Source organism: Shewanella sp. 10N.286.51.B8 (genome assembly GCF_041469325.1).
Taxonomy (GTDB): domain Bacteria; phylum Pseudomonadota; class Gammaproteobacteria; order Enterobacterales; family Shewanellaceae; genus Shewanella.
On sequence record NZ_JBFRKG010000018.1, the window covers coordinates 124,112 to 145,240 of the forward strand.

General features: G+C 42.4%; 14 protein-coding genes and 1 riboswitch. Of the genes, 3 read left to right on the top strand and 11 right to left on the bottom strand.

What is annotated here, in order from left to right; translation table 11 throughout:
- Window positions 1-4: 4 nt before the first annotated feature.
- Together lysC and AB4160_RS08420 are read right to left on the bottom strand one after the other, a co-directional pair.
- Complete coding sequence (gene lysC / locus AB4160_RS08415) at window positions 5-1,354, bottom strand: lysine-sensitive aspartokinase 3 (RefSeq protein WP_102436714.1); 1,350 nt, start codon at window positions 1,352-1,354, stop codon at window positions 5-7.
- Between the two features lie 248 nt (window positions 1,355-1,602).
- Window positions 1,603-1,779: riboswitch (Lysine riboswitch) on the bottom strand.
- A gap of 417 nt (window positions 1,780-2,196) precedes the next feature.
- Complete coding sequence (locus AB4160_RS08420) at window positions 2,197-2,634, bottom strand: DUF3293 domain-containing protein (protein WP_102436771.1); 438 nt, start codon at window positions 2,632-2,634, stop codon at window positions 2,197-2,199.
- A gap of 703 nt (window positions 2,635-3,337) precedes the next feature.
- Here AB4160_RS08420 and arcA point away from each other — a divergent pair.
- The gene (gene arcA / locus AB4160_RS08425; RefSeq protein WP_076540527.1) at window positions 3,338-4,054 is read left to right on the top strand and encodes a two-component system response regulator ArcA; all 717 of its coding nucleotides are present in this window, start codon (window positions 3,338-3,340) and stop codon (window positions 4,052-4,054) included.
- A 194-nt stretch (window positions 4,055-4,248) separates the two neighbouring features.
- Here the strand turns inward: arcA and AB4160_RS08430 are convergent, their stop codons facing one another.
- Window positions 4,249-6,525 (bottom strand): S9 family peptidase, encoded by a 2,277-nt coding sequence (locus AB4160_RS08430; protein WP_372004200.1) that lies wholly within the window; start codon window positions 6,523-6,525, stop codon window positions 4,249-4,251.
- A gap of 249 nt (window positions 6,526-6,774) precedes the next feature.
- Between AB4160_RS08430 and AB4160_RS08435 the strand changes: the two genes are divergently transcribed.
- Entirely contained in the window at window positions 6,775-7,767 is a 993-nt protein-coding gene (locus AB4160_RS08435; protein ID WP_102436710.1) for a class 1 fructose-bisphosphatase, read from the top strand.
- A 171-nt stretch (window positions 7,768-7,938) separates the two neighbouring features.
- Here the strand turns inward: AB4160_RS08435 and AB4160_RS08440 are convergent, their stop codons facing one another.
- The 7 genes from AB4160_RS08440 to AB4160_RS08470 all read right to left on the bottom strand — a co-directional run bounded on the left by AB4160_RS08440 (window position 7,939) and on the right by AB4160_RS08470 (window position 19,475).
- Window positions 7,939-9,180 (bottom strand): dicarboxylate/amino acid:cation symporter, encoded by a 1,242-nt coding sequence (locus AB4160_RS08440; protein ID WP_372004202.1) that lies wholly within the window; start codon window positions 9,178-9,180, stop codon window positions 7,939-7,941.
- Between the two features lie 620 nt (window positions 9,181-9,800).
- Window positions 9,801-11,021 carry a phosphoenolpyruvate carboxylase gene (locus AB4160_RS08445; RefSeq protein ID WP_102436706.1) on the bottom strand — a complete coding sequence of 407 codons (1,221 nt, stop codon included), beginning with the start codon at window positions 11,019-11,021 and terminating at the stop codon, window positions 9,801-9,803.
- Window positions 11,018-11,680: a condensin complex protein MksE gene (locus tag AB4160_RS08450; RefSeq protein WP_372004204.1), complete on the bottom strand. Its 663-nt coding sequence runs from the start codon at window positions 11,678-11,680 to the stop codon at window positions 11,018-11,020. Before AB4160_RS08450 ends, AB4160_RS08445 begins: the two co-directional genes overlap by 4 nt.
- Complete coding sequence (locus AB4160_RS08455) at window positions 11,680-15,354, bottom strand: ATP-binding protein (protein WP_372004206.1); 3,675 nt, start codon at window positions 15,352-15,354, stop codon at window positions 11,680-11,682. Before AB4160_RS08455 ends, AB4160_RS08450 begins: the two co-directional genes overlap by 1 nt.
- Before the next feature lie 553 nt (window positions 15,355-15,907).
- Window positions 15,908-17,515, bottom strand: a complete 1,608-nt coding sequence (ahpF, locus tag AB4160_RS08460; RefSeq protein WP_372004207.1) for an alkyl hydroperoxide reductase subunit F — start codon at window positions 17,513-17,515, stop codon at window positions 15,908-15,910.
- 162 nt (window positions 17,516-17,677) lie between these two features.
- Entirely contained in the window at window positions 17,678-18,247 is a 570-nt protein-coding gene (gene ahpC, locus AB4160_RS08465) for an alkyl hydroperoxide reductase subunit C (RefSeq protein ID WP_372004209.1), read from the bottom strand.
- Between the two features lie 484 nt (window positions 18,248-18,731).
- On the bottom strand, window positions 18,732-19,475 hold the full coding sequence (locus tag AB4160_RS08470; RefSeq protein WP_102436700.1) for a spermidine synthase: 744 nt from the start codon (window positions 19,473-19,475) through the stop codon (window positions 18,732-18,734).
- Window positions 19,476-19,762: 287 nt separating this feature from the next.
- Here AB4160_RS08470 and AB4160_RS08475 point away from each other — a divergent pair, with 287 nt between their 5' ends.
- Window positions 19,763-20,278 carry a DUF3332 domain-containing protein gene (locus AB4160_RS08475; protein WP_102436698.1) on the top strand — a complete coding sequence of 172 codons (516 nt, stop codon included), beginning with the start codon at window positions 19,763-19,765 and terminating at the stop codon, window positions 20,276-20,278.
- Window positions 20,279-20,364: 86 nt separating this feature from the next.
- Here the strand turns inward: AB4160_RS08475 and AB4160_RS08480 are convergent, their stop codons facing one another.
- Window positions 20,365-21,102 carry a dienelactone hydrolase family protein gene (locus AB4160_RS08480; protein ID WP_102436696.1) on the bottom strand — a complete coding sequence of 246 codons (738 nt, stop codon included), beginning with the start codon at window positions 21,100-21,102 and terminating at the stop codon, window positions 20,365-20,367.
- Window positions 21,103-21,129: the final 27 nt, after the last annotated feature.

Here is a 21,129-nt window from a genome sequence, read left to right on the forward strand (position 1 = left end):
GCAATTATTCAAATAAGTTTTGGTGCAGAGAGTTAACCACATCTGCGGCTTCAGATTCAGCGACGAGAACACATAAGTTATGTGGGCTAGCCCCTTGGCAAATCATGCGCACATTATGCTGTTCAAGTACCCCAAAAACTCGGCTGCAAATACCTGCTGTTGACGCTATTTGATTACCAATAATCGCCACTAAAGCTAATTTATCTTCCACTCTTACACGGCAATTTTGTGATAGTTCTTGCAGTAATGACTCGCTTAATAACCCCTGCCCGCTGGAGTCAGAACCGGTTTTATCAAGCGTTAGTGACACATTAACTTCTGAGGTGGTAATCAAATCAACTGAAATTTTATGCTTAGCAAGCGTGGCAAAGGTGTGCGCTAAAAAGCCCTGAGCATGGAGCATTTGTAAGCTATGCAGGTTTAATAAAGTTTGATCGCGTCTTAGAGCCACAGCTCGATAAACCGGGGCATCTTCTACTTGATGACGGATCCAAGTTCCACCTTGTTCAGGTGCTTTACTGGAACCAACAAACACCTGAATTTGTTGACGCACGGCCGGTAAAATCGTCGCAGGGTGTAATACTTTAGCGCCAAAGGTAGCCATCTCAGCCGCTTCATTAAAGCTAATTTCAGCGATAGGTCTCGCATTAGGCGCTAAACGTGGGTCAGTGGTATAAATTCCGGCCACATCAGTCCAAATCTCTACCGCATCTGCTTTTAAGGCTTCAGCTAATAACGCAGCTGAATAATCACTGCCGCCACGGCCTAAGGTGGTGGTGTTGCCTGCTTCATCAGCGCCAATAAAACCTTGAGTCACGATCACTTGCTGAGCCAATAACGGCTGTAAATGCTCCGCGCCTAGGAGCGCAATTTGCTCAATTTGCGGCTCTGCTTTACCAAAATGGCTATCGGTTCTTAATACTTGGCGCACATCAAATGAACTTGATGGCGTGCCTTTTTGGCGAATAACCGCAGAGAACAACAATGATGAACATTGCTCACCCATGGATAACAGCTCATCAATGATGGCTTTGCTTCTATCGAGCACTAACTTATCACTAAGCACTGCCATTCTGCTTAATAGCTTATCAATCGTAGCAGCTACATCTTGTGGACGCGCCAGCTTATCAACAATGTCATATTGAATTTTAGCAATTTGAGTGACTAAACTTAAGCGGCGTTGGTCGTTCACATTGGCTTGAGTTAACTCAACCAGTAAATTAGTGACACCGCTAGAAGCACTAACAACAACGACGCGGGTATTGGCATTGGCTAAAATAATGTCCGCACAGCGGTTCATGGCGTCAAAATCAGCAACTGAGGTGCCACCGAACTTAGCAACAACTAAACTCATGCTGATACCTCCACGACATTCGCAGACGAACTTTTACTAGACAAAGTTTTAGTAGACAAAGTTTTAGCAGACAAACTTTGACTAAACATACTTTCAGTAGACATGGACTGAGTAGACATAAACTGAGTACACAGTATTGGAACAACTTGAAATTTAATACGTAAAAACATGATTACACTCCGAACTTACTTCGTTCGAAGAGCCTGGTGCAGTGATAACGCACCCTTAAAGAAGGGAAACAGCAATCTTTCACCAGAAGCTCTCCACCAAAAAATAGGTGACAATCGCTAGGATTCAACCTAAACGACCGATACCGAATGCCAACCAAACATACCAGTACCTCGGCGCTAATCTCCCTCATAAGCTGTCATAGGAATTGGTTTTCCTCGAACTTACTACCTAGCTAACGCTCCTCTTCTGTTTCTTCCCACAGGAAGAGCATGAAAATACCAATAAATAACAACTCAAGTCAATTGGGATATGCCATAAAGTCGTCAAATAACACAATACGTAAATAGAGACACTGAGCTCAAAATAGTATCATGTAAGCTGTTATTTATAATTTGAAACAAAAAAGTGATATAAAACAATAGTGATTAAAAAATAAAAAGTAATAACCTCAATGTAAACTCGAGGTTATTGAGTTAAAACCTTCAACTAAACTGCACAATTAAGCTTCAATATTAACAATCAAGTTTCAACAGTATATAAATAGCCATTGCCCTAATAAAAATATAAAAATAACAATAAAAAAAGGCACTTAACTAAGTACCTATAGAAGGAGTTACTGATATTAAACATCCTCGATAACTGATACAAATGTCACTTAATCGCCGATCATGTTATTCATCGTGCAAATCAGGTAATTCATTAACTAAAACCGTTCGTGGGCCAAACTCGCCAATTAACACTTCCTTGTCAGGTGCTTCACCACAGGCAAGTAATGACAACACCCCATTATCAACATAGTAAATAGCGAGCTGTTTAAACTCTCGGCCTAACGCTAACGCTTGGTCTTTTTCTATAAAGACTGCCCAACTTTTTTCCATATGAGATAAGTCTGGCGCCGCGCCAATTAAGCAACGATAGGGGCTATTAAATTGCTGAATTTTCCGTTGAAGTCGCCTATCTAACAAACGGTTTTGACACGGATTCAATTGGCTGCCTAAGGGATTATGGGCGGTGACAATGGCGAAGGGGACAGCGTAAGAAAGGCGCTGAGTAAGTAGAAATTGGGTCCCTTGATACTTAAACCAAAGGTTATCTATTGAATTATTCATCATTTATTTTTCTCAATTAAGACCAATTCAGTGTAGCAAACCAAGACTTGGACCAACACCCTGTGTGATGTAAGTCACAAGAACAATAATTATATTTGACTTAAAAATCATAAGCTTACACCAAAAAGCATTTTTGTAACAAATCTTCCCCGTAAATTTGTTAACATTTCATTTGTTAACAAATGCCTAAAACGAGTACAATATCTCACACTAGCTAGATTTTGCTACATAACGCTAAGTTGTGACACAAGCGACTACATTTACTGAAATTAAATCTTGGTAAAGTGTTCAAGCTTTTAAAATGTGTTCTACATTTTAAAAGACTGAATATAAATGTAGGACAAAATTAGGTTGCGAAGGAACTTTAATCAGCAATTTAATCTCTTAGTTTATATGAATCATCGGTTTTACAGATATTTTGACAGGTTGTGAGCTTACTCAAGCTCAGCATACGATCTGAATATTGATTTTTTATGATCAAAATTTACGTCACGTATAACTCTTTTATAGATGTGCGATAAATATTAGTGCCTTAAACTGGTTTATATAATGTAGTTAGTCATGAAGCGTGTTTTGTTCAGGGCAGACATAGATAAACACCTATCGTGAATTTATAAATTATCGGCGTTTTCTTAGCTATATAACGCCACAGCCCTAGTGCAACATGACTAGAATCGAATTGTTTTTAATTTAGGTAAATGACATGCAAAACCCACACATTCTTATTGTTGAAGATGAAGCTGTAACCCGTAATACTCTACGTAGTATTTTTGAAGCCGAAGGGTATGTAGTAACTGAAGCAAACGATGGCGCAGAAATGCATAAAGCCATGCAGGATAATAAGATTAATCTTGTTGTTATGGATATCAACCTTCCTGGTAAAAACGGTTTATTATTAGCCCGTGAACTTCGTGAAATTAATAACATTGGCCTTATTTTCCTTACTGGCCGTGATAACGAAGTTGATAAGATCCTTGGTTTAGAAATTGGCGCTGATGACTACATCACTAAGCCATTTAACCCACGTGAATTAACTATCCGTGCTCGTAACCTATTAACTCGTGTAAACAGCGCTGGCGCTGAAACCGAAGAAAAAGGTTCAGTTGAGTTTTACCGTTTCAACGGTTGGAGCTTAGAAATCAACAGCCGTTCTTTAGTTAGCCCACAAGGTGAGTCTTACAAATTACCTCGCAGTGAATTCCGTGCGATGCTTCACTTTGTAGAAAACCCAGGCAAAATCTTAACTCGTGCAGACTTGTTAATGAAAATGACTGGCCGTGAGCTTAAGCCACATGACCGTACTGTTGACGTGACTATCCGTCGTATCCGTAAGCACTTCGAAAGTTTACCAGACACGCCAGAAATCATCGCAACTATCCACGGTGAAGGTTACCGTTTTTGTGGTAACTTAGAAGATTAATTTCGTCTGCAATTAATGTGCTTATTTGATTAAGCTCATTGGGTAGCAAATGAAAATAAAAGCCAAGTCAGTGACTTGGCTTTTTTATGGGCTATTAAAAATGAACTATCCCTCATGGACGATAACAAGTGATCTATAACTAATGGGCTATTATTGCCAACCCATTACCTATTACCCATTTGCTATAAACAGCGCTACTTAAGCTCGCGTTCTAAAAAGGCAGCTAAGGATTTATACAAATGATTCCTCACCTTTTCACCGCGCATAGAATGCTTTGAGCCAGGGTAGTCTATCATTTGAAATAACTTGCCTTCATCTTGCAGCGCTTTATATACGCGGGTGCTATTTTCAAACAACACATTATCGTCAGCCATACCGTGATACATCAGCAAACCAGACTGATAATTTTCCACATAAGGGGTAATGCTGCTGGCATCGTAACCTTGTTTATTCTTAGCAGGGTGACCCATATAGCGCTCGGTATAATGGGTGTCATACAAACGCCAATCGGTCACGGGCGCACCTGAAATTGCCGCTTTGAAATAATCAGGGGCTTTAAACTGGCTCATTAACGCCATATAGCCGCCATAACTATGACCATAAATAGCGATATTATCGCCATCAATAAATGGCAGACTTCTTAAGTAATCTACGCCCACTTTTTGATCGTTAACTTCTGCATCACCCATATTCTGGTAAATAACGTATTCAAACTTAGTACCACGATGGGCTGAGCCGCGGTTGTCTAATTGAAATACAGCAAAGCCTTGTTGTAATAGATATTGGGTAAAGTAATCCGCTTCACTCCAGCTATTAACCACTAATTGCGCATGTGGCCCACCGTATACTCGAACAACTACTGGGTATTTTTTGCTGGCATCAAAATCAGTGGGTTTAAATAATCGGTACTGCAGATTTTGGCCATCTTCAGCCTTTAATTGGCCAAAATCTGGTATTTGCCATAAACCCGCAACGTCATACAAAGGATGGGTTTGGTTAATTTCATTTTGTTCTACCCACATTAAATGCTCGCCAGTGTCATTGTGCAAACTCACCTGTGGCGGCTGAATTAAACTATTGAAGTAATCTAAATAAATTGGTTTTTTATCAGCAAAGACTGCTGAGTGCATCCCGGCTTTAGTTGATAGTTTTTCAATCTTGTCACTGGTTAATGACACTCTATATAAATGGCGTTCAACAACTGTGTCTTTTCGGCCTGAAAAATACACCCAGCCCGCCTGCTCATCCACAAACTCAAGATCATCAACCGCCCACAGCCCTGTGGTTAATTGCTTTATTTGTTTACCCGACAGGTCAAATAAATAAAGGTGCTTAAAACCATCACGCTCTGAGGCCCAAATAAACGCTTGTTGTTGCTTTAAGAAATGTAAGTCATCGTTAAGGTTTACCCATGCTTGGCTGCGCTCTTTGACAACCGTGTTAGCTTTAAAGTCTGAACCAGGTTTTGAACCAAGGTTAATGATGCGTAAGTCCAATGCCTGCTGATCGCGGCTTTGCCATTGAAATGATAACTGCTTGCTATCTGGCAGCCATTTTACTCGCGGTAAATACATATCCTTCTCTTTACCTAAATCAATCCACTGCACTGCTTTACTCGCCAGCTCAATCACGCCAAGTTCAATCTCAACATTGGCTTTACCCGCATAAGGATAACGCTGCTCAGTCAGTTTTATACCGTCAGCATAAATCTCATTACGGGTGACTAATTCAACACCTGACTCATCAATACGAGTAAAGGCGATAGCTGATTCATCTGGCGACCACCAGTAACCTGTCATTCGGCCCATTTCTTCTTGGGCGACAAACTCTGCCATGCCGTTTTTAATCGGCCCTTTACCATCAAACGTCAGCTGAGTTAGCTTTTCTGTTGCCAGCTCCAGTACAAAAATATTTTGCTCGCGCACAAATGACACATAACGGCCTTTAGGGGACAAACGCGCATCAGTGACAAAGCCTTCACCGGTATTTAATGCCTGCGCCTTTTGATCCGCCAAGGTATAAAAATACAGCTTGCCTGCAGCTGGAATTAATAACGCTTGGCCATCATCAGCCCAAAAGTACTCCATGATCCCTTGACCATAAATACGTTGACGTTCGCGGCGGGCTTTTTCTTCATCAGATAATTCGCCCCCAGCCAGCTTATCGGCATTAAGCAACATACTGCGCTTTGCAGTGCTGATATCCATTTGCCATAAGTCATAAAAATGCTGGTTATCTTCACGGCTAGCAAGATACGTCACTCGGCTACCATCGGGAGACAGTTTTAATCCCCGAGGGCTAGCGCCGGCCAAGGCTGGTGATGCATGAATTCTTTCTATGGTCAGTGGAGTGGTATTGCCGGATATTTTCATGGTAGAGGCCATTGCATGATCTGAAATAAGAGCGCCAGTAAACACTAGCGGAATTGCCGACAGCATCAACGCCGCGGTCGATTTCCATTTTTTAGTCATTATCAATCCTTGGGAAGCCATAAATTTATATTTATCGTTATTATTATTTTCGCTGCCAATATTAATTTAACCAAAAATCAACTGAAAGCATTATTTACCAGCGAGTTTATAACAAATCTACTGCAAGTCATATATTGCTCATCTTTTTCACGCTGTAATATGGACAAATCTGAGGTATTATCCTTGATAATAAAATAAAACATTAACCACTGGTTACCGACCTTAACCTCTACTGTCTTAGGAACAAGCATGCAAACTTTGACACAAACCCTGACCAACCAAGCAGTATCAGCTTCGCTTTCACAATTAGTACTTAGCCTTGCCGATTGCTCAAAAGCAATTAGTAAAGCAGTGCAACATGGTGCATTAGCTGGTGTTTTGGGCGCTACTGAACAAGAAAATGTTCAAGGCGAAACCCAAAAGAAACTCGACGTGATTACCAATGACATGCTCAAAGATGCACTTAAAGCTGAAGGCAATGTTCGCGGTCTTGCATCTGAAGAAGAAGATTATGTTGTTGAAGTCAATCAAGACGGCGAATACTTAGTTTGTTTTGATCCTCTAGACGGTTCATCAAATATCGATATCAACTCACTGGTAGGGACGATTTTCTCAGTGCTACCTGCTGGCGAAGGCGAGTTTAACGAGCAAAGCTTTTTACAAAGTGGCCGCAAACAAGTTGCCGCAGGTTATGTGCTTTACGGCCCATCAACCATGATGGCGCTCACCACAGGTCAAGGTACTCAACTTTATACCTTAGATCCTGACACTAACGAGTTCCTGCTCACCACAGCAGAAGTGAGTATCAGTAAAGATACCGCTGAATTTGCGATCAATATGTCCAATCAGCGCTTTTGGGAAGCACCAATGCAAACTTACATTGCTGACTTAGTATTAGGCACTATTGGGCCCCGTGAAAAGTCATTCAATATGCGCTGGATTGCTGCAATGGTGGGTGATGTTCACCGCGTATTATGTCGTGGCGGTATCTTTGCTTACCCAACCGATAATAAGAACCCTGAAAAGCCGTACAAGCTGCGTTTAATGTATGAAGCCAACCCTATGGCTTTATTGGTTGAACAAGCCGGTGGTAAAGCATCTACAGGCTATGGTGATATCCTAGATATCGAACCAACAGCTATCCATCAACGTGTTGCTGTTATTCTTGGTAGCGCCAACGAAGTGGATACTTGCTTAAGCTACCATGATGTTGATTACAGCCAAGAGCCGACAATTGATTAATTGCGCTTTTAGCTACTATTAAAAAACCGCCTGCTGGCGGTTTTTTTGATCTTGCTAGCTATTAGTGATTAGTAATGATTGAGCTAATAGATAACTAAGTTTTAAAAACAACATGGCCTGCAATTGCAGGCTATGTAATGTTAGCGCTTTAGCTACGATTAAATAGCGAGCTTATGCCTCAGCATTAAGCTGATGTGGTTTTTCCGTTTCATCCACTATAGTTAATACCGCAGTATCACCCACTACGTTACAAGATGTCAGTACCATATCAATAATACGATCAAGTGCTGCCACAATGGCAAAGGCTTCGACTGGTAAACCTAATTGGTAGATAAGCACACCAATCATCACCATGCCGCCGCCGGGTACGCCACCAGCGCCCACTGACAATAAAAACACACTAAATAACAATGCTGGAATTTGCTCTGCTGTAATTGGCATACCAAAAGCATTGGCCACAAAGAAAATCGCGATAGTAATGTAAATTGACACTCCGCCCATGTTCATCGTTGCCCCGAGTGGCACCCCGAATCCAGCGACAGCGCGGCTAACAGCTAACTTATCGGTTAAGGTACGCATGGTCACAGGGATGGTCGCATTTGAACTGGCGGTAGAAAGCGAGAATAAAATCTGCTCTTTGGTTTTTTCACGAAAGCTCGAGGCTGATACCGGGGTGAAAATCGACACTGCTGTAGGGTAAACCACAAAAATCCATAACAACAGCAATGCTAAGATGATAACCAGGTATTCAACCACGCTGACAAAAATAGCCGGCTCAAGGGTTGCCGCTAATTTAAACATCAAGGCAAACACACCAATTGGCGCAAGGCTCATTACCACAGTGATTAAGCGCATCATGATTTTATTGGCTGTTTGAAAACCTTGCACTGCGCCGCTAACGCTCTCACCCATTGATTTAATCACGCCGCCTAACAGCAAGGCCATGAAAATAACTTGCAGCATATTACCTGAAGTAAATGCGGCAAATGGGTTATTAGGCACTATGCTAACAATCAGCTGCATTAAGTTAGGTAACTCAGTTGCAGTAATGCTCACGCCGCCATCGCTAGACATATCAACGCCTTTACCTGGCTCCAGTAACATGGCGACTAAAAATGCCGCTGTGATAGCCACCAAGGTATTAATAATATAAAAGCTAAAGGTTTTACCGCCCAAACGGCCAAAGCTCTTTAAATCTTGCAGTTCACACACGCCGCAAACAATACTGACAAATACCAGTGGCACCACTAGCATCATGATCATATTAACGAACATGGTACCAATACCGCTGGCAGCATTGACTAAGGTGCCTGAGAAGAAGCTGACATCATTGAGGGCAAATTGGACAATACTGCCCAATATTAGTCCAAAGAATAATCCGATAAAAATGCGGCTTGATAATGATTTGGTCATATCGCGAACGTTCCTAATAAAAGTCAAATTAACGCTGATTTCGCTGTTGTAACGACTTACACAGGCTCAATACTGAGGTTAATTCGACTGAAAATTTGTTTTAATTATTTTTAACGACAAGGATACTGGGACAAGAAGCAATTTAATTCAATGCTATCGATCAATTAGTTTGAGCGGCCACTGAGCAGCAGCATTTACAACTACCACCAAACTGTTGAATTAAAACAACTTAAACTAAAACAGTTGAATTATAAATATTTTTAGCAGGATTCAAGACTAAAAAACACAACGCTAACAGTATTATACACTACCGTAAGAGTACTAATGAGTTGAGAACACTACAACTCTGACGACAATTTAAGCTAATAACTAGCGTTTTATAAAAGCGCAACATTTGCTTCTATTTATCCCATGCTGGCAGCATTAACCAGTGCCCAACAAAGACAACATTAATGCAAACAAGACGCTTAATTACCACAACATTACAGCTTATTCTATTATCGGTTAATGCAGCTTTGAAGCTCGGGCTGTAGCGCTAATGAAATGACATAAAAAAGCTGCTTGGTTGGCACCAAACAGCTTTTTTGTAAATCAGTTCTGGGATGATTCACTTATCAAGTTTAAGCCAGCCATAACTCCACATCATGGATCATAAAGTTACCGTTATAAACAGGATCAGGATGGCCTATGGGCTCAAGTTCAAAATAAGCTTTGTGCTCATCGGGCAAACCTTCGTAGCCGCCAATCACTTGATAAAGCCAATTCTCAGATGCCCAGTGCAACTTATGCTCTTCTAAGTATTCCAGTGCTGATTGACGAACTCCTGAATCAATCACGGCGCAGAAGTATTCATCTACCGCTAGCTTTAGTGGATTATCAGGAATATCAAAATCCTCCACCGCAGTCATGGTCATGGACACATCGTGCTCACGCACTTTTGCCGGCAATAAGTCGCGGCTAATGGTTTTAATTCTCGCCACCGTATCGAGCAAGATAAGCTCATGGCTGGCGTTATTAACGTCGACACTGGCAGGCTTAATGATGGCTTCAGCGCAGTTAAACAATTTCGGCACAAACTTATGCGCCACATGATCATCAGGTTGATAATCAGGATGCAAATCTGTGTGCAGTAAAAAGCCTTTTAATAATCGAGTACGCCCCTGAATTTGACGAAAACGCCCCAGTAGCTCTAGCAAGCGCCCTTGCACTGCACTAATTTCTTGAATGCACTGACTTAAGGTTTCTTGCAGATTGGTCACCAGTAAGCGTCTTAGCTCGCGAATATCACCGGCGGTATCACTAAGCTCACTAAACTGGAACATTTCTAAGCCGTTGAGTAATTCAGACACCTGACTTTGGGCTAATTCATTTTCACGAATTTTGGCACTAATACTACCAACATAACCAAACTCATTATTAATACGGCCCCACAATACCCGAATGGAGTAGCGCAGGCTGTCGGTAAAGCTGTAAACGTGCTCGTTTAAGTCAGCTAAATACGCCTCTGCTGCGCCATAATCAATATTGTGCCTTGCTTCTTTGTAATGATCAGCCAGTGTTTTAATGGTGCTAAACGCCGAGCCGACATTGGCATCAATTTGCCGATTACGCTCATCACTTAAAGCTTCTTCAAGTAACGCCCGTACCGAGCGTTTTAAGCGCAGTTCTTCATCCGGCTCTGGGCGCCATAAAATGCCACTTTTTCTGAGTTTCTCAATCACTGCTGCGTCATGGGTTTGCTCATTCACTGAGCCAGCAAGATAGGCATCCATAACCACATCAGAATGGCGACTCAGCTGTTTTAGTAGCTTAACCCCCGCTTGATGTAAATTATTGCTCATAATAAATCCTTTTGGGTAGCCGTTTCAGCTTGCGCTTCAAGGCTTAACCCTTCAGTTTCATCAATAAAGCGAATCACTTCGTACAAATAATCAAGCTTGCCGGTGGCAATATAAATTTGTTTCTCGCTATTAGGTTTTACCAAATACCCCAACTCCACTAAGCGCTTAAACACCAATTTAATTTGGTTGTCGGCATTGCTACTGGTTGAGCCAAATAAGCGATATTGGCTCAACTTAGCGAGCTGCTCCATAAACGCTGGCGTATCTTCAATACGCGCTTGCAGCTCAGTTAAGCGTATTGGCGCACCTTCACTTAAAGGCGCATCTTGGCCGCTACTTTCTTGTACTAGCACCAACCATTCCACCAGCGGAATAAGCGCCGAGCAAATATCTTTAAACTGGCTAGAAATCACTTTACGTTCTTGCTCGCCAAGTTGCTGGTAGCCGCAAAAGAACACATCACCTTCTGCTGCAGAAGAAATCGTGCGGTTGATTTGATTTAAATACTGCTCCACTTTATCAAAGGTGGCACTGCTTTTCAGGGCGCGCCAGCCATCTTCATTGGTGGTGCGACAAATAAACTCACCACGAAGCAGTTGCTCAATCAGCATGCCAGTGCCAACCAGTGTTGTTTCGGTACTTACCGTAACCTCAGACATTAAATAGCCTCCTTATTGGCATGTTGACTTAAGCGTGCAGCCAATGGGTTGGCTTTAGGTTTCACCACTTGTAATTTACGGGTTTGCTTATTGATAATGTAGCGATTAGCAAACAAGTTCAGCACTTCAGATTCTGGGTTAGGAAACGCCCCTAATACGCTGATATTGTTATTAACGCAGGCATCAAATATCTTCTTCACGTTGGTGTGGTGCAAGGTGCCCAACTCATCAATAGGCCAATGAATAGTGACATCGGCTTTACCCCGTAATAGGCGAGTAAAGGCCAGTAAGAACTTACATAAAATCAGATAAGCCATACCATGACTTGAAGATTCATTAAGCTGTCTATCGGTGCGAATAATTAAGTCGCTGTTGCCTTCTTTTAAGCGCAGCTCAATTTCCAGCAGTTTAGCAATGCCGCCACTTAACGCCGAGCGACCAATAATATCTAAGGCGCGGCGCATACTTGAGGTGTAATGCTCATCAGGCAGCTCACTAAAGCCATCTGCTTTCCACTGTTTAAAGGCTTTAACAAACACTTCAAGCTCAGGCCAAAACTCAAGTTCGCTAATGCGAGAACGAATCTTAACCGCGGATTCAGATACCCCATCAAGAAACAACTCTTCACCCACTTCGCGAGTAATACGCGCGCTTTGGGAGGCGATACGTCTGTCGATGTCTGCTAATACATCGTAATAAGCGGTTAAGTCGATACCAAAAATACGCCCTTGCTCGCGAATGGCCATCAAGGATTGCGGCACCATCACATTCAATAACTGTTCAAGTTGTGGAACCAACTTGCGATAATCCAGTAGGCGGATACCTTTATCATTGCTAAAGCTTGATTCATCTCGGGCACGTTCCCAAAACTCAGCTAAGCTCGAGCCTGACTTACTGGCAATAACCGAATCAAAATGCTCAACGTATTGTTTTACTGAGCCCAGTAAATAATCACGCTGTAGTAATAATTCTTCACCTTGTCTTAAGCGCTCACCAATGCCACCAGCGGCTTCATCTTTAGTTGGCGGCAATTTAAGCTCAGCCAGTTTTCGCATCACAGCCCGCAGCTTGGTGAGGTTTTCAGAAGCCTCAACTTGCGCAGCATCCGAGGCTTTTTTCAAGCTTTCAAAGTGTTGTTTACGCTGCTTAACGTCAGTGGTTTTATTGGCAAGCTGCTGTTCTAACTCAAGGGCTGCTTGCTTAACTTTGGATAAATCGGTTTGCAATTTCGGCTTGGCAATTAGCCAGGCATTTTGATACCAATGTTCATAACGCAATACATCACTGCGACGCTTTTCCGCATTACTGATTTGGGTTTCAAGATCCCGAATTTGCCCTTTTAATGCCACGATAGCCGCTTCATCAACCCCGCGAGATTTAAGCTCGTTTTTGTACCATGATTCACAGGCTTTTTGCTCTTGCTTAGCATTACTACGGCGAGTGTCGATATTGGCTTTAATTTGCCCTAGCTGATTATCTAGCGCACCGACCACATCTTGCCAATAGGCATTTTTTTCCATGCGGGCTTCAAGGGCTTGCTCTTTTTGCTCACTAAGCCACTCTAGGTGCTTATTGTGCTGCTGCTTGAGCTCGTTTTCTAATTGAATCAGACGCTTGCTGGCATGGGCTTTACGCTCGGATAACGCTTGATTGATTTGCTCTTGTGAGCTGCGCTTTTCATCAAATAAACGCCGCACATCTTCACGGCTATTTTTATAAGCAGTGCGAGCAAAAGTCAGCTCTTTATTAAGCGTGTCTAATTGATCGTTAATGGCTACCAGTTGATCTTCGTTTTCCGACTTTAACTCTTCAGCTTGAGCTAAGGCTTCTTCAGCTTTAGCTAAGCGCAGGCGTAAATCTTGCTCTGAGGCAGCATAATCAGGCACATCAATGGCTTTAAGATCTAAGCCAATACCAAATAATACCTCGCCATTACTGTCTGCAACATGGGGATGGAGATCGGTGCGGTGTAATAGTTCAGGGGCAATAACCTTACCAAAGCTTTGCTCCCAACCTGAGGACTCTTTACGCAAAAACTCTAATAGAGTGTGTGATTGTGGAAATAACACCCCTTTGACATCATCAACATCAGCTAAGCGCTCATTCACTCTCACACTGGCGATTCGAAGTGCCTCAGAGACTTGATCGCGTTTGGCGCGCAGTTTTCTTTCTTCTATTGATAAGCGATCGACTTTTTGATTACAGCTTTCTTGTTCTTCATCAGCGCGGCTAATGCGCTCATCAAACACTGCTAAGCTCATTTTCTCTTCTTCGGTGTAGCTGACACCGTCGATTTGATGTTTCAGCTCACCTTGGCTGAGCTTGAGTTTAAATTCTTGTTCAGCAAACTGCGCTTTACCGGCATCGGTTTTTTCACGCCATAAGCTGTCGAGTTGAGTTAAATCATCGTTAGCAGATTCACGCTGGGCATCACGGGTTTCACGAATGCTATCTTGCTCTTGATGCAGTGACTCAAGCTCTCGGTGTAACTGCTCAGCAATTTTACTACGGCGGGTACTGTAAGCCGCTTCAATGTCTTGGTGCTTTTCAGTTTGTAACTTATGACGCTCTGATAAGTTTTCTAAATCACTGCGCCAATTATCTAAACTGTCTAAGTCGGCTTTAGCTTGTTCAATATTGGCATTTAAAAAGCCTTCATATTGATCTTCAATGCCATCAAGCTCAGCTTCATATTTGCGGATATCACCTTGGGCGAATGACAATTCTTGGCTGATCTCATCGCGGGCTTCTTTCCATTCTTCGTCCAGAATGCGCAGTTGTAAACTGGTCTCTTTAGACTGATTTTCACTGCGCTCTTGGCGCTGTGCTTCAAAGGTTTCATCGGCGCGATAGCCTTTAGCTAAACTGCCTAGTCGAAGCTCGGCGCTCAGTAACTGATTAAACTCTTGTTCTAGCTTTTCAAATTCAGGGCGAATTTGCTCAAAACCTTGAACTAACTGACTTTCACGGATCCAGCTTTCTACTCGCTGTGGATTTAAGCGTGAGGTTGGCGGGTTAACACCATCCTCTTCTAAAATAGCGGCCACCATTGACTTAACGGTTTCCATTTTGCCTTCTTTAGAATGCACCGCTTTGGCCAATTTTTCGATATGACGTAGCGAGTATTCGCTATCACACAATGAGAACTGATGGGCGTAATTACGTAGCTCGCTTTTATTGCCGCCGGTGGACAATAAACTGCGATCATGTTGAATAATCGCGCGGTATTCTCGGGTATTCAGCAAGTTAGTATGCGGCACCGACTGGCGCTTCATTTCACGGCCTAACTCCGCCATGGTATGACAAATGATGGTATCGCCATTACGGTTTTTAACGTAATCATCAAGCTCGAAACCTTTGGCAATAAAGCGGTAATTCACCCCTTTACCGTCACCGGCGGATGCCATTAGCGCTTGATAAAGCTGGCCGTCACTCTTTTGATATTCATAGATGATGTAACTTGAATCATGGGGAAGATACCAACGCTCAAAACTATCACGGGTTGAAGGCACGACTCGGCTAGGGTACTCACCATAAAACACTGGGACTAATCGCTGCAGTGTGGTTTTACCTGAAGCATTGGTACCACAAATGTTGGTGTGTCCATCTAGCTGCAGTTCCACCACACCAGGAAGGTGAGTATTAATTAACACTATTCTGATCAAGCTTGGCATTGGCATCCTTTTGCGTACTTTCCGCAACGGCTAAAAACAAGATTTTAGGGAATTTATTTTAATGAGCTATAAGTTAAATCAAAGCGCTGAATGAAGCAATTTAGCTGATAACAAAGCGTGAAATAATAACCGATAAAGGCTGCTTTACTCGCCTAACAAAGCAGCAAACGGCCAGTATATTGTTTTTACCAGCATGAAGTTGTGGGATATCACTTAGGTTTTATGCGAGGCTAAGGCGGATAAGCTGATTCAGAGATAAAAAAACCACCTTTGCGATGGCGTTAAAAATGAATATAACCAAATAAAATTTCACTATTAGTCAGCAGCTCCCCCCCCTTTTCACTGATTCAGGAGCCCCCTTTAATAACCATTCCAGTGCGTTATTTTTAACAGCGCTAAACACAAAAAAAGCCAGCTTATTTAAATAAGCTGGCTTTTTGTCAAAATTCAATAATGCGTTAAGCACTTTATAAACGCTTTTCTATCAGCGCTTTTCGATTAAGAGCACGAACAAAGTGATTGGTTTTCGTTACAACACTGTCATTGCGACTAATTAAGCCGCTTCTGTCTCAGTTTTTTCAGACTCAAGCTCAACTTGCTCAGCCGCTGACATGTCAGCTTCACTGTGTCTAATCAGATAATCAAAGGCACCGAGTGAGGCAGTCGCGCCGCTACCCATGGCAATAATGATTTGTTTATAGGCTGAGTTAGTGACATCACCTGCGGCAAATACCCCTGGTATGGAAGTTTGGCCTTTGCCATCAACAATAATTTCACCACGATTAGTTAACTCTACAGTGTCTTTTAACCATTCAGTATTTGGCACTAAACCAATTTGAACGAAAATCCCTTCAAGCGCGACATTATGCGATTCGTTAGTACTGCGATCGGTATAAGTGAGCCCGGTAACGCGTTTGCCATCACCTAGCACTTCTGTGGTCATCGCTTCAGTGATGATGGTGATATTACCCATTGAGTTGGCTTTGCGCTGCAAAACTTCATCAGCGCGAAGGCTAGTATCAAACTCAAGTACAGTAACGTGCTCAACGATATTCGCTAAATCGATAGCCGCTTCAATACCAGAATTACCGCCGCCAATCACAGCGACGCGCTTACCTTTAAATAACGGCCCATCACAATGTGGGCAATAGGCTACGCCGCTGCCGCGGTATTCTTGCTCACCAGGGACGTTCATTTCACGCCAGCGCGCGCCGGTTGCTAACAATATGGTCTTACTTGATAAAATCGCGCCGCTTTCAAGTTCGATTTCAAAACGCTCATCCGATTTAAGGGATAGCGCCAGTTGGTTGTCCATGACATCAACATCGTAATCTTTCACGTGAGCTTCAAGATTGGCAACTAATTTTGGCCCTTCGGTTTTTGACACTGAGATAAAGTTTTCAATGCCGACAGTTTCTGCCACTTGACCGCCAAACTTATCAGCCACTATGCCAGTGCGCAGGCCTTTACGCGCCGCGTAAATGGCAGCAGATGCGCCTGCAGGGCCACCACCAACCACTAATACATCAAAGCTTTGTTTATTATTTAGTTGTTCTGCTTGTCGTGCTACAGCATTGACGTCTAACTTATTTAAAATTTCTACTACGCTAATGGCGCCAACAGAAAATGGCTCGCCATTCATATATACCGTCGGTACTGACATGATATTACGGTCATTAATCTCATCTTGGAATAATGCACCATCAATCATCACGTTAGTAATATTGGGGTTAATCGCTGCCATCATATTCAGTGCTTGTACCACTTCAGGACATGTCTGACAGCTTAGTGATACGTAGGTTTCAAACTTAAACTCACCGGGCAGATCTTTAATTTGCCCAATAACCTCATCGGTTAATTTAATTGGGTGGCCACCTGAGTGCAGTAGTGCCAACACTAACGAGGTAAATTCATGGCCCATAGGTAAACCAGCAAAGCTAATGTTGCTACCAAGTTCTGGGTTAATGATACTCATTGATGGGGTTCGGATCCCTTGCTGCTCTTTAAGGCTTACAAGGTTTGATAAGCCAACAATATCATTGGCTAAAGAGCTCAATTCTTTTGCTTTCGGGCTATCGTCTGCTGACACGACAAGTTCAACTGGTCGTTTAAGGTTTTGCAGATAAGTCTTCAGTTGATTTTTAATATTCGCATCTAACATACGTGTGCTCCTAGTATTGAAGTTGAGCCAAAAAAAAGCCTAATTCATAAATGCTAAACCCATTTAGCATTAACAAAGAACCAGGCAGATTGGAGTGTGATGAAACTTAGCTGAACCGTGGATGAGGCGACTCAGCTATTGGAGAGAATTAACGCCAGTGGTTTAGATTTTACCTACTAGGTCAATTGATGGTGCTAATGTGTCTTCACCTGGCAGCCATGCTGCTGGACATACTTCGCCGTCATGTGATGCAACATATTGTGCTGCTTGAATTTTACGAACTAATTCAGCTGCGCTACGGCCAATACCTAGGTCATGAATTTCAGCAACTTTGACTTCGCCTTCCGGGTTCATTACGAACGTACCACGAAGTGCTAAACCGTCTTCTTCAATCATCACACCGAAGTTGCGAGTAATTGCGCCAGTTGGGTCACCAATCATTGGGTAGTTAATTTTACCGATAGTGTCTGAACTTGAGTGCCATGCTTTATGAGTGAAGTGGGTATCTGTTGATACTGAGTAAACTTCAACACCCATTTCTTGTAACTTAGCGTAATGGTCTGCCATGTCGCCTAATTCAGTAGGACATACAAAAGTAAAATCAGCTGGATAGAAAAATACTACTGACCATTTGCCCAGTAAATCTTGTTCAGTTACTGAAACAAAGTCACCATTGTGAAAAGCAGTTGCAGAAAATGGCTTGATAGTTGAATTAATAATTGATTGAGTCATGGGTGTGCTCCGTTATATTTAAAGTAAATTCTAATTTAGTGTGTAGCTGTATCTGTTTGATGGAATAGATAATAGCGACAAGTTAGAATTAAATATAACGGGTAAAAACTATCACCCTAATCGATTTTTTAGAAAGTGAACACTAAATAAACCTTGGCAATCGAAATGCTCGATAAGCGAGCATTCGTTGGTGTAAAGGTGAGCAATGGCTATTAATTAAAGCAAAAAATAAACAATTAGCAGGATAGCCAAACTGTTGAGGCAAAAGCTGTCATTAATCGGTTGCTTGTTCGTTCGTTAGTTATTAGTACTAGCACCGCAAGTGCCACTATCATTTGCTAACAGCTATTCCCATTGAGTGAAACGTGTCAGTGAACGTCTTGTTGGATAGCCAGGCTGTTGAGGCAAAGGCTGTCATTAATCGGTTGCTTGTTAGTTAGTTATTAGTACTAGCACCGCAAGTGCCACTATCATTTGCTAACAGCTATTCCCATTGAGTGAAACGTGTCAGTGAACGCCCTACTGGGTAATCAAGCTGTTGCGATAATTGCTGCAACTGCTGTTTGTTATAAGCTGAGCTAAAAGAATGTGGCTGCTTACTGGCGTAAACCACCCAATTTCCCCCTCCTGTTAAAGTGGCATAAACATTGGCAAAGTGCGCTGATAACACTTGCTTTAGCAGCTCACTTTTACTGTGCTCTTTCCAGCAGTTAAGCACTAAAAAACCTTCCGCTTTAAGGCCTTTATGACAAGTGCCAATGAACTCGCTGGTTAATTGCTTTTCATCAACCCCTTGCTCGATATACATATCAGCAAAAATAATATCCACTTTTTTGTGTTCAGCTCTGGCTAAAAATGTGCCGCCATCATCAAGTTCAATTTTAAGCTTTTTGCCAATAGGCAATTGAAAATAGCGTTTAGCAATCTCAATCACATCAGCGCGCAACTCAACTGCAGTCAGCTTAATCCCGGCATCAAAACGTCTAAGTGCATGCACCAGCCCGCCGCCACCAAGGCCAAATATGATGGCACTTTTAGGTTTGCTAAATAGCAGTACCGCTAGCATGGCCTGAACATAGGTATGCTGAGGGATATGGGGCGCCGCTTTCAGTATTTTACTCTGCTCGTCATTGTCACCAAAAGATAACACGCGAAAATCGCCATCATCTAATACATAGATGGGGCCGATATCGTCACTGACATGGTGTAACTGCTGGTACTCTGACATGGAGTTCTCATGGTTTATAGGCAGGATATTCGGCGAAATTATACCGCATAAATAGATCTTTTAAGCAGTTTTTATTGCCCCTAAAACCCCAACATTTAGCTCACCAATCGTTAAAAACAACCAAGCAATAGCAACAGTTAGCCAACCTGCACACAGTAAACAAACTAGTTCAACATTTCAGATACTTAGCCATAAATAACCCAACACACTGACGTGACAGCCATCACATACTCCAAGGGAGAAATGCCTATAATCCGCAGCTGATAAAAAAATAAGAGATTGATGAAATGAAAAAGAAGTTTTTAGCAACTGCTGCAATGATCGTAACTTGTAGCCAACTATCTGGCTGTATGGGACAAATGGCCACAAGCCAAATGGTCACTAAGTTAAATTTAGATACTGTCGACAACCGTTATGGTCGTGCGGGTTTATTCGCATTATTGTCGCCAGTTTATGGTTTAGCAGCTACAGCTGATCTTTTTGTATTTAACAGCATTGAGTTCTGGACCGGGACTAACCCATTAACAGATAAAGAAGCGGTAGTTGATTTACCAACTGATGCTATTTTTAAAATGAATAAGCACGTTAGCGACGACTTTAAAACGGCGCCAGTTAAACTATCAAGTGCACAAATTAGTCAACAGGATGAGCGCACTCTGGTGATGACCTTGGCTTATGAAGATGGCTCTAAGCAAGAGTTGATTGGCAGTAAAGGCGAAGAGCATATCGATTTTTATCTTGATGACATGCTAGTGGCTCAAGTAAGCCTTGCTGAATTAGCGCAATATCAACAAGCGGCTTAAGCCATAATTCATTTGCGATTATGTCGTGAATTAATAAGCCCTGAGTATCACTCAGGGCTTATTTTTTTACTGTTCCTAACAAGGTTTTACTTTAAGGTGCGCTGAAAAAAGCTCACCGCTTGCAAATACATTTGCAGTGCTAATGCCGCATCATAACGCTCGCCTTCATCACGCATAAAGGCATGCTGAGCATTCACCTCTAACCAGCTAAAGTTGGTATCAAGCTGCTCTAACTTTTGATAAATGGCTTTTCGGCCTGCTTTAGATACATGAGGATCTTGCTTGCCAAAGACTAATACCAGCTCACCATTAATATCACCACAGCGAGTTAATGAATCGTTCTCTGGCTCACAGGGCAAGGTATTTGAATGGATATCTGTGGGATATAAGCAAAAAGCACCGCTGATATCGGGGTTTAACGCTGCACGAAAAGCCAAATGGCCACCTATGCACACGCCCATCGCGCCCACTTTACAGCTGCAATATGCTTGGCTACGGGCAAAGTCGATAATCGCCTGAGTATCGCTATCATGTTGCTCTAAGGGCTTAGCAAATTTATCAGCATTGCCCTTATCTTTACCCACATCGTCATACTCAAGCACAGTGCCTAGCGGATTCAGTTCATGAAACACTTCTGGCACTAACACCACAAAACCATGTCCGGCTAAGATGGCTGCACTTCTGGCAATAGGCGCAGTTTGTTGAAAAATCTCAGAGTAGAATATGATACTGGCAAATTGCCCAGGGGCATCTGGGCGATATACATAAGTCCGCATATCACCTGTTGGGGTTTCAATATCGTGGACTTCTTTGGTAATGATCATATTGCTGATTCCTTGTTAAGTAACCTA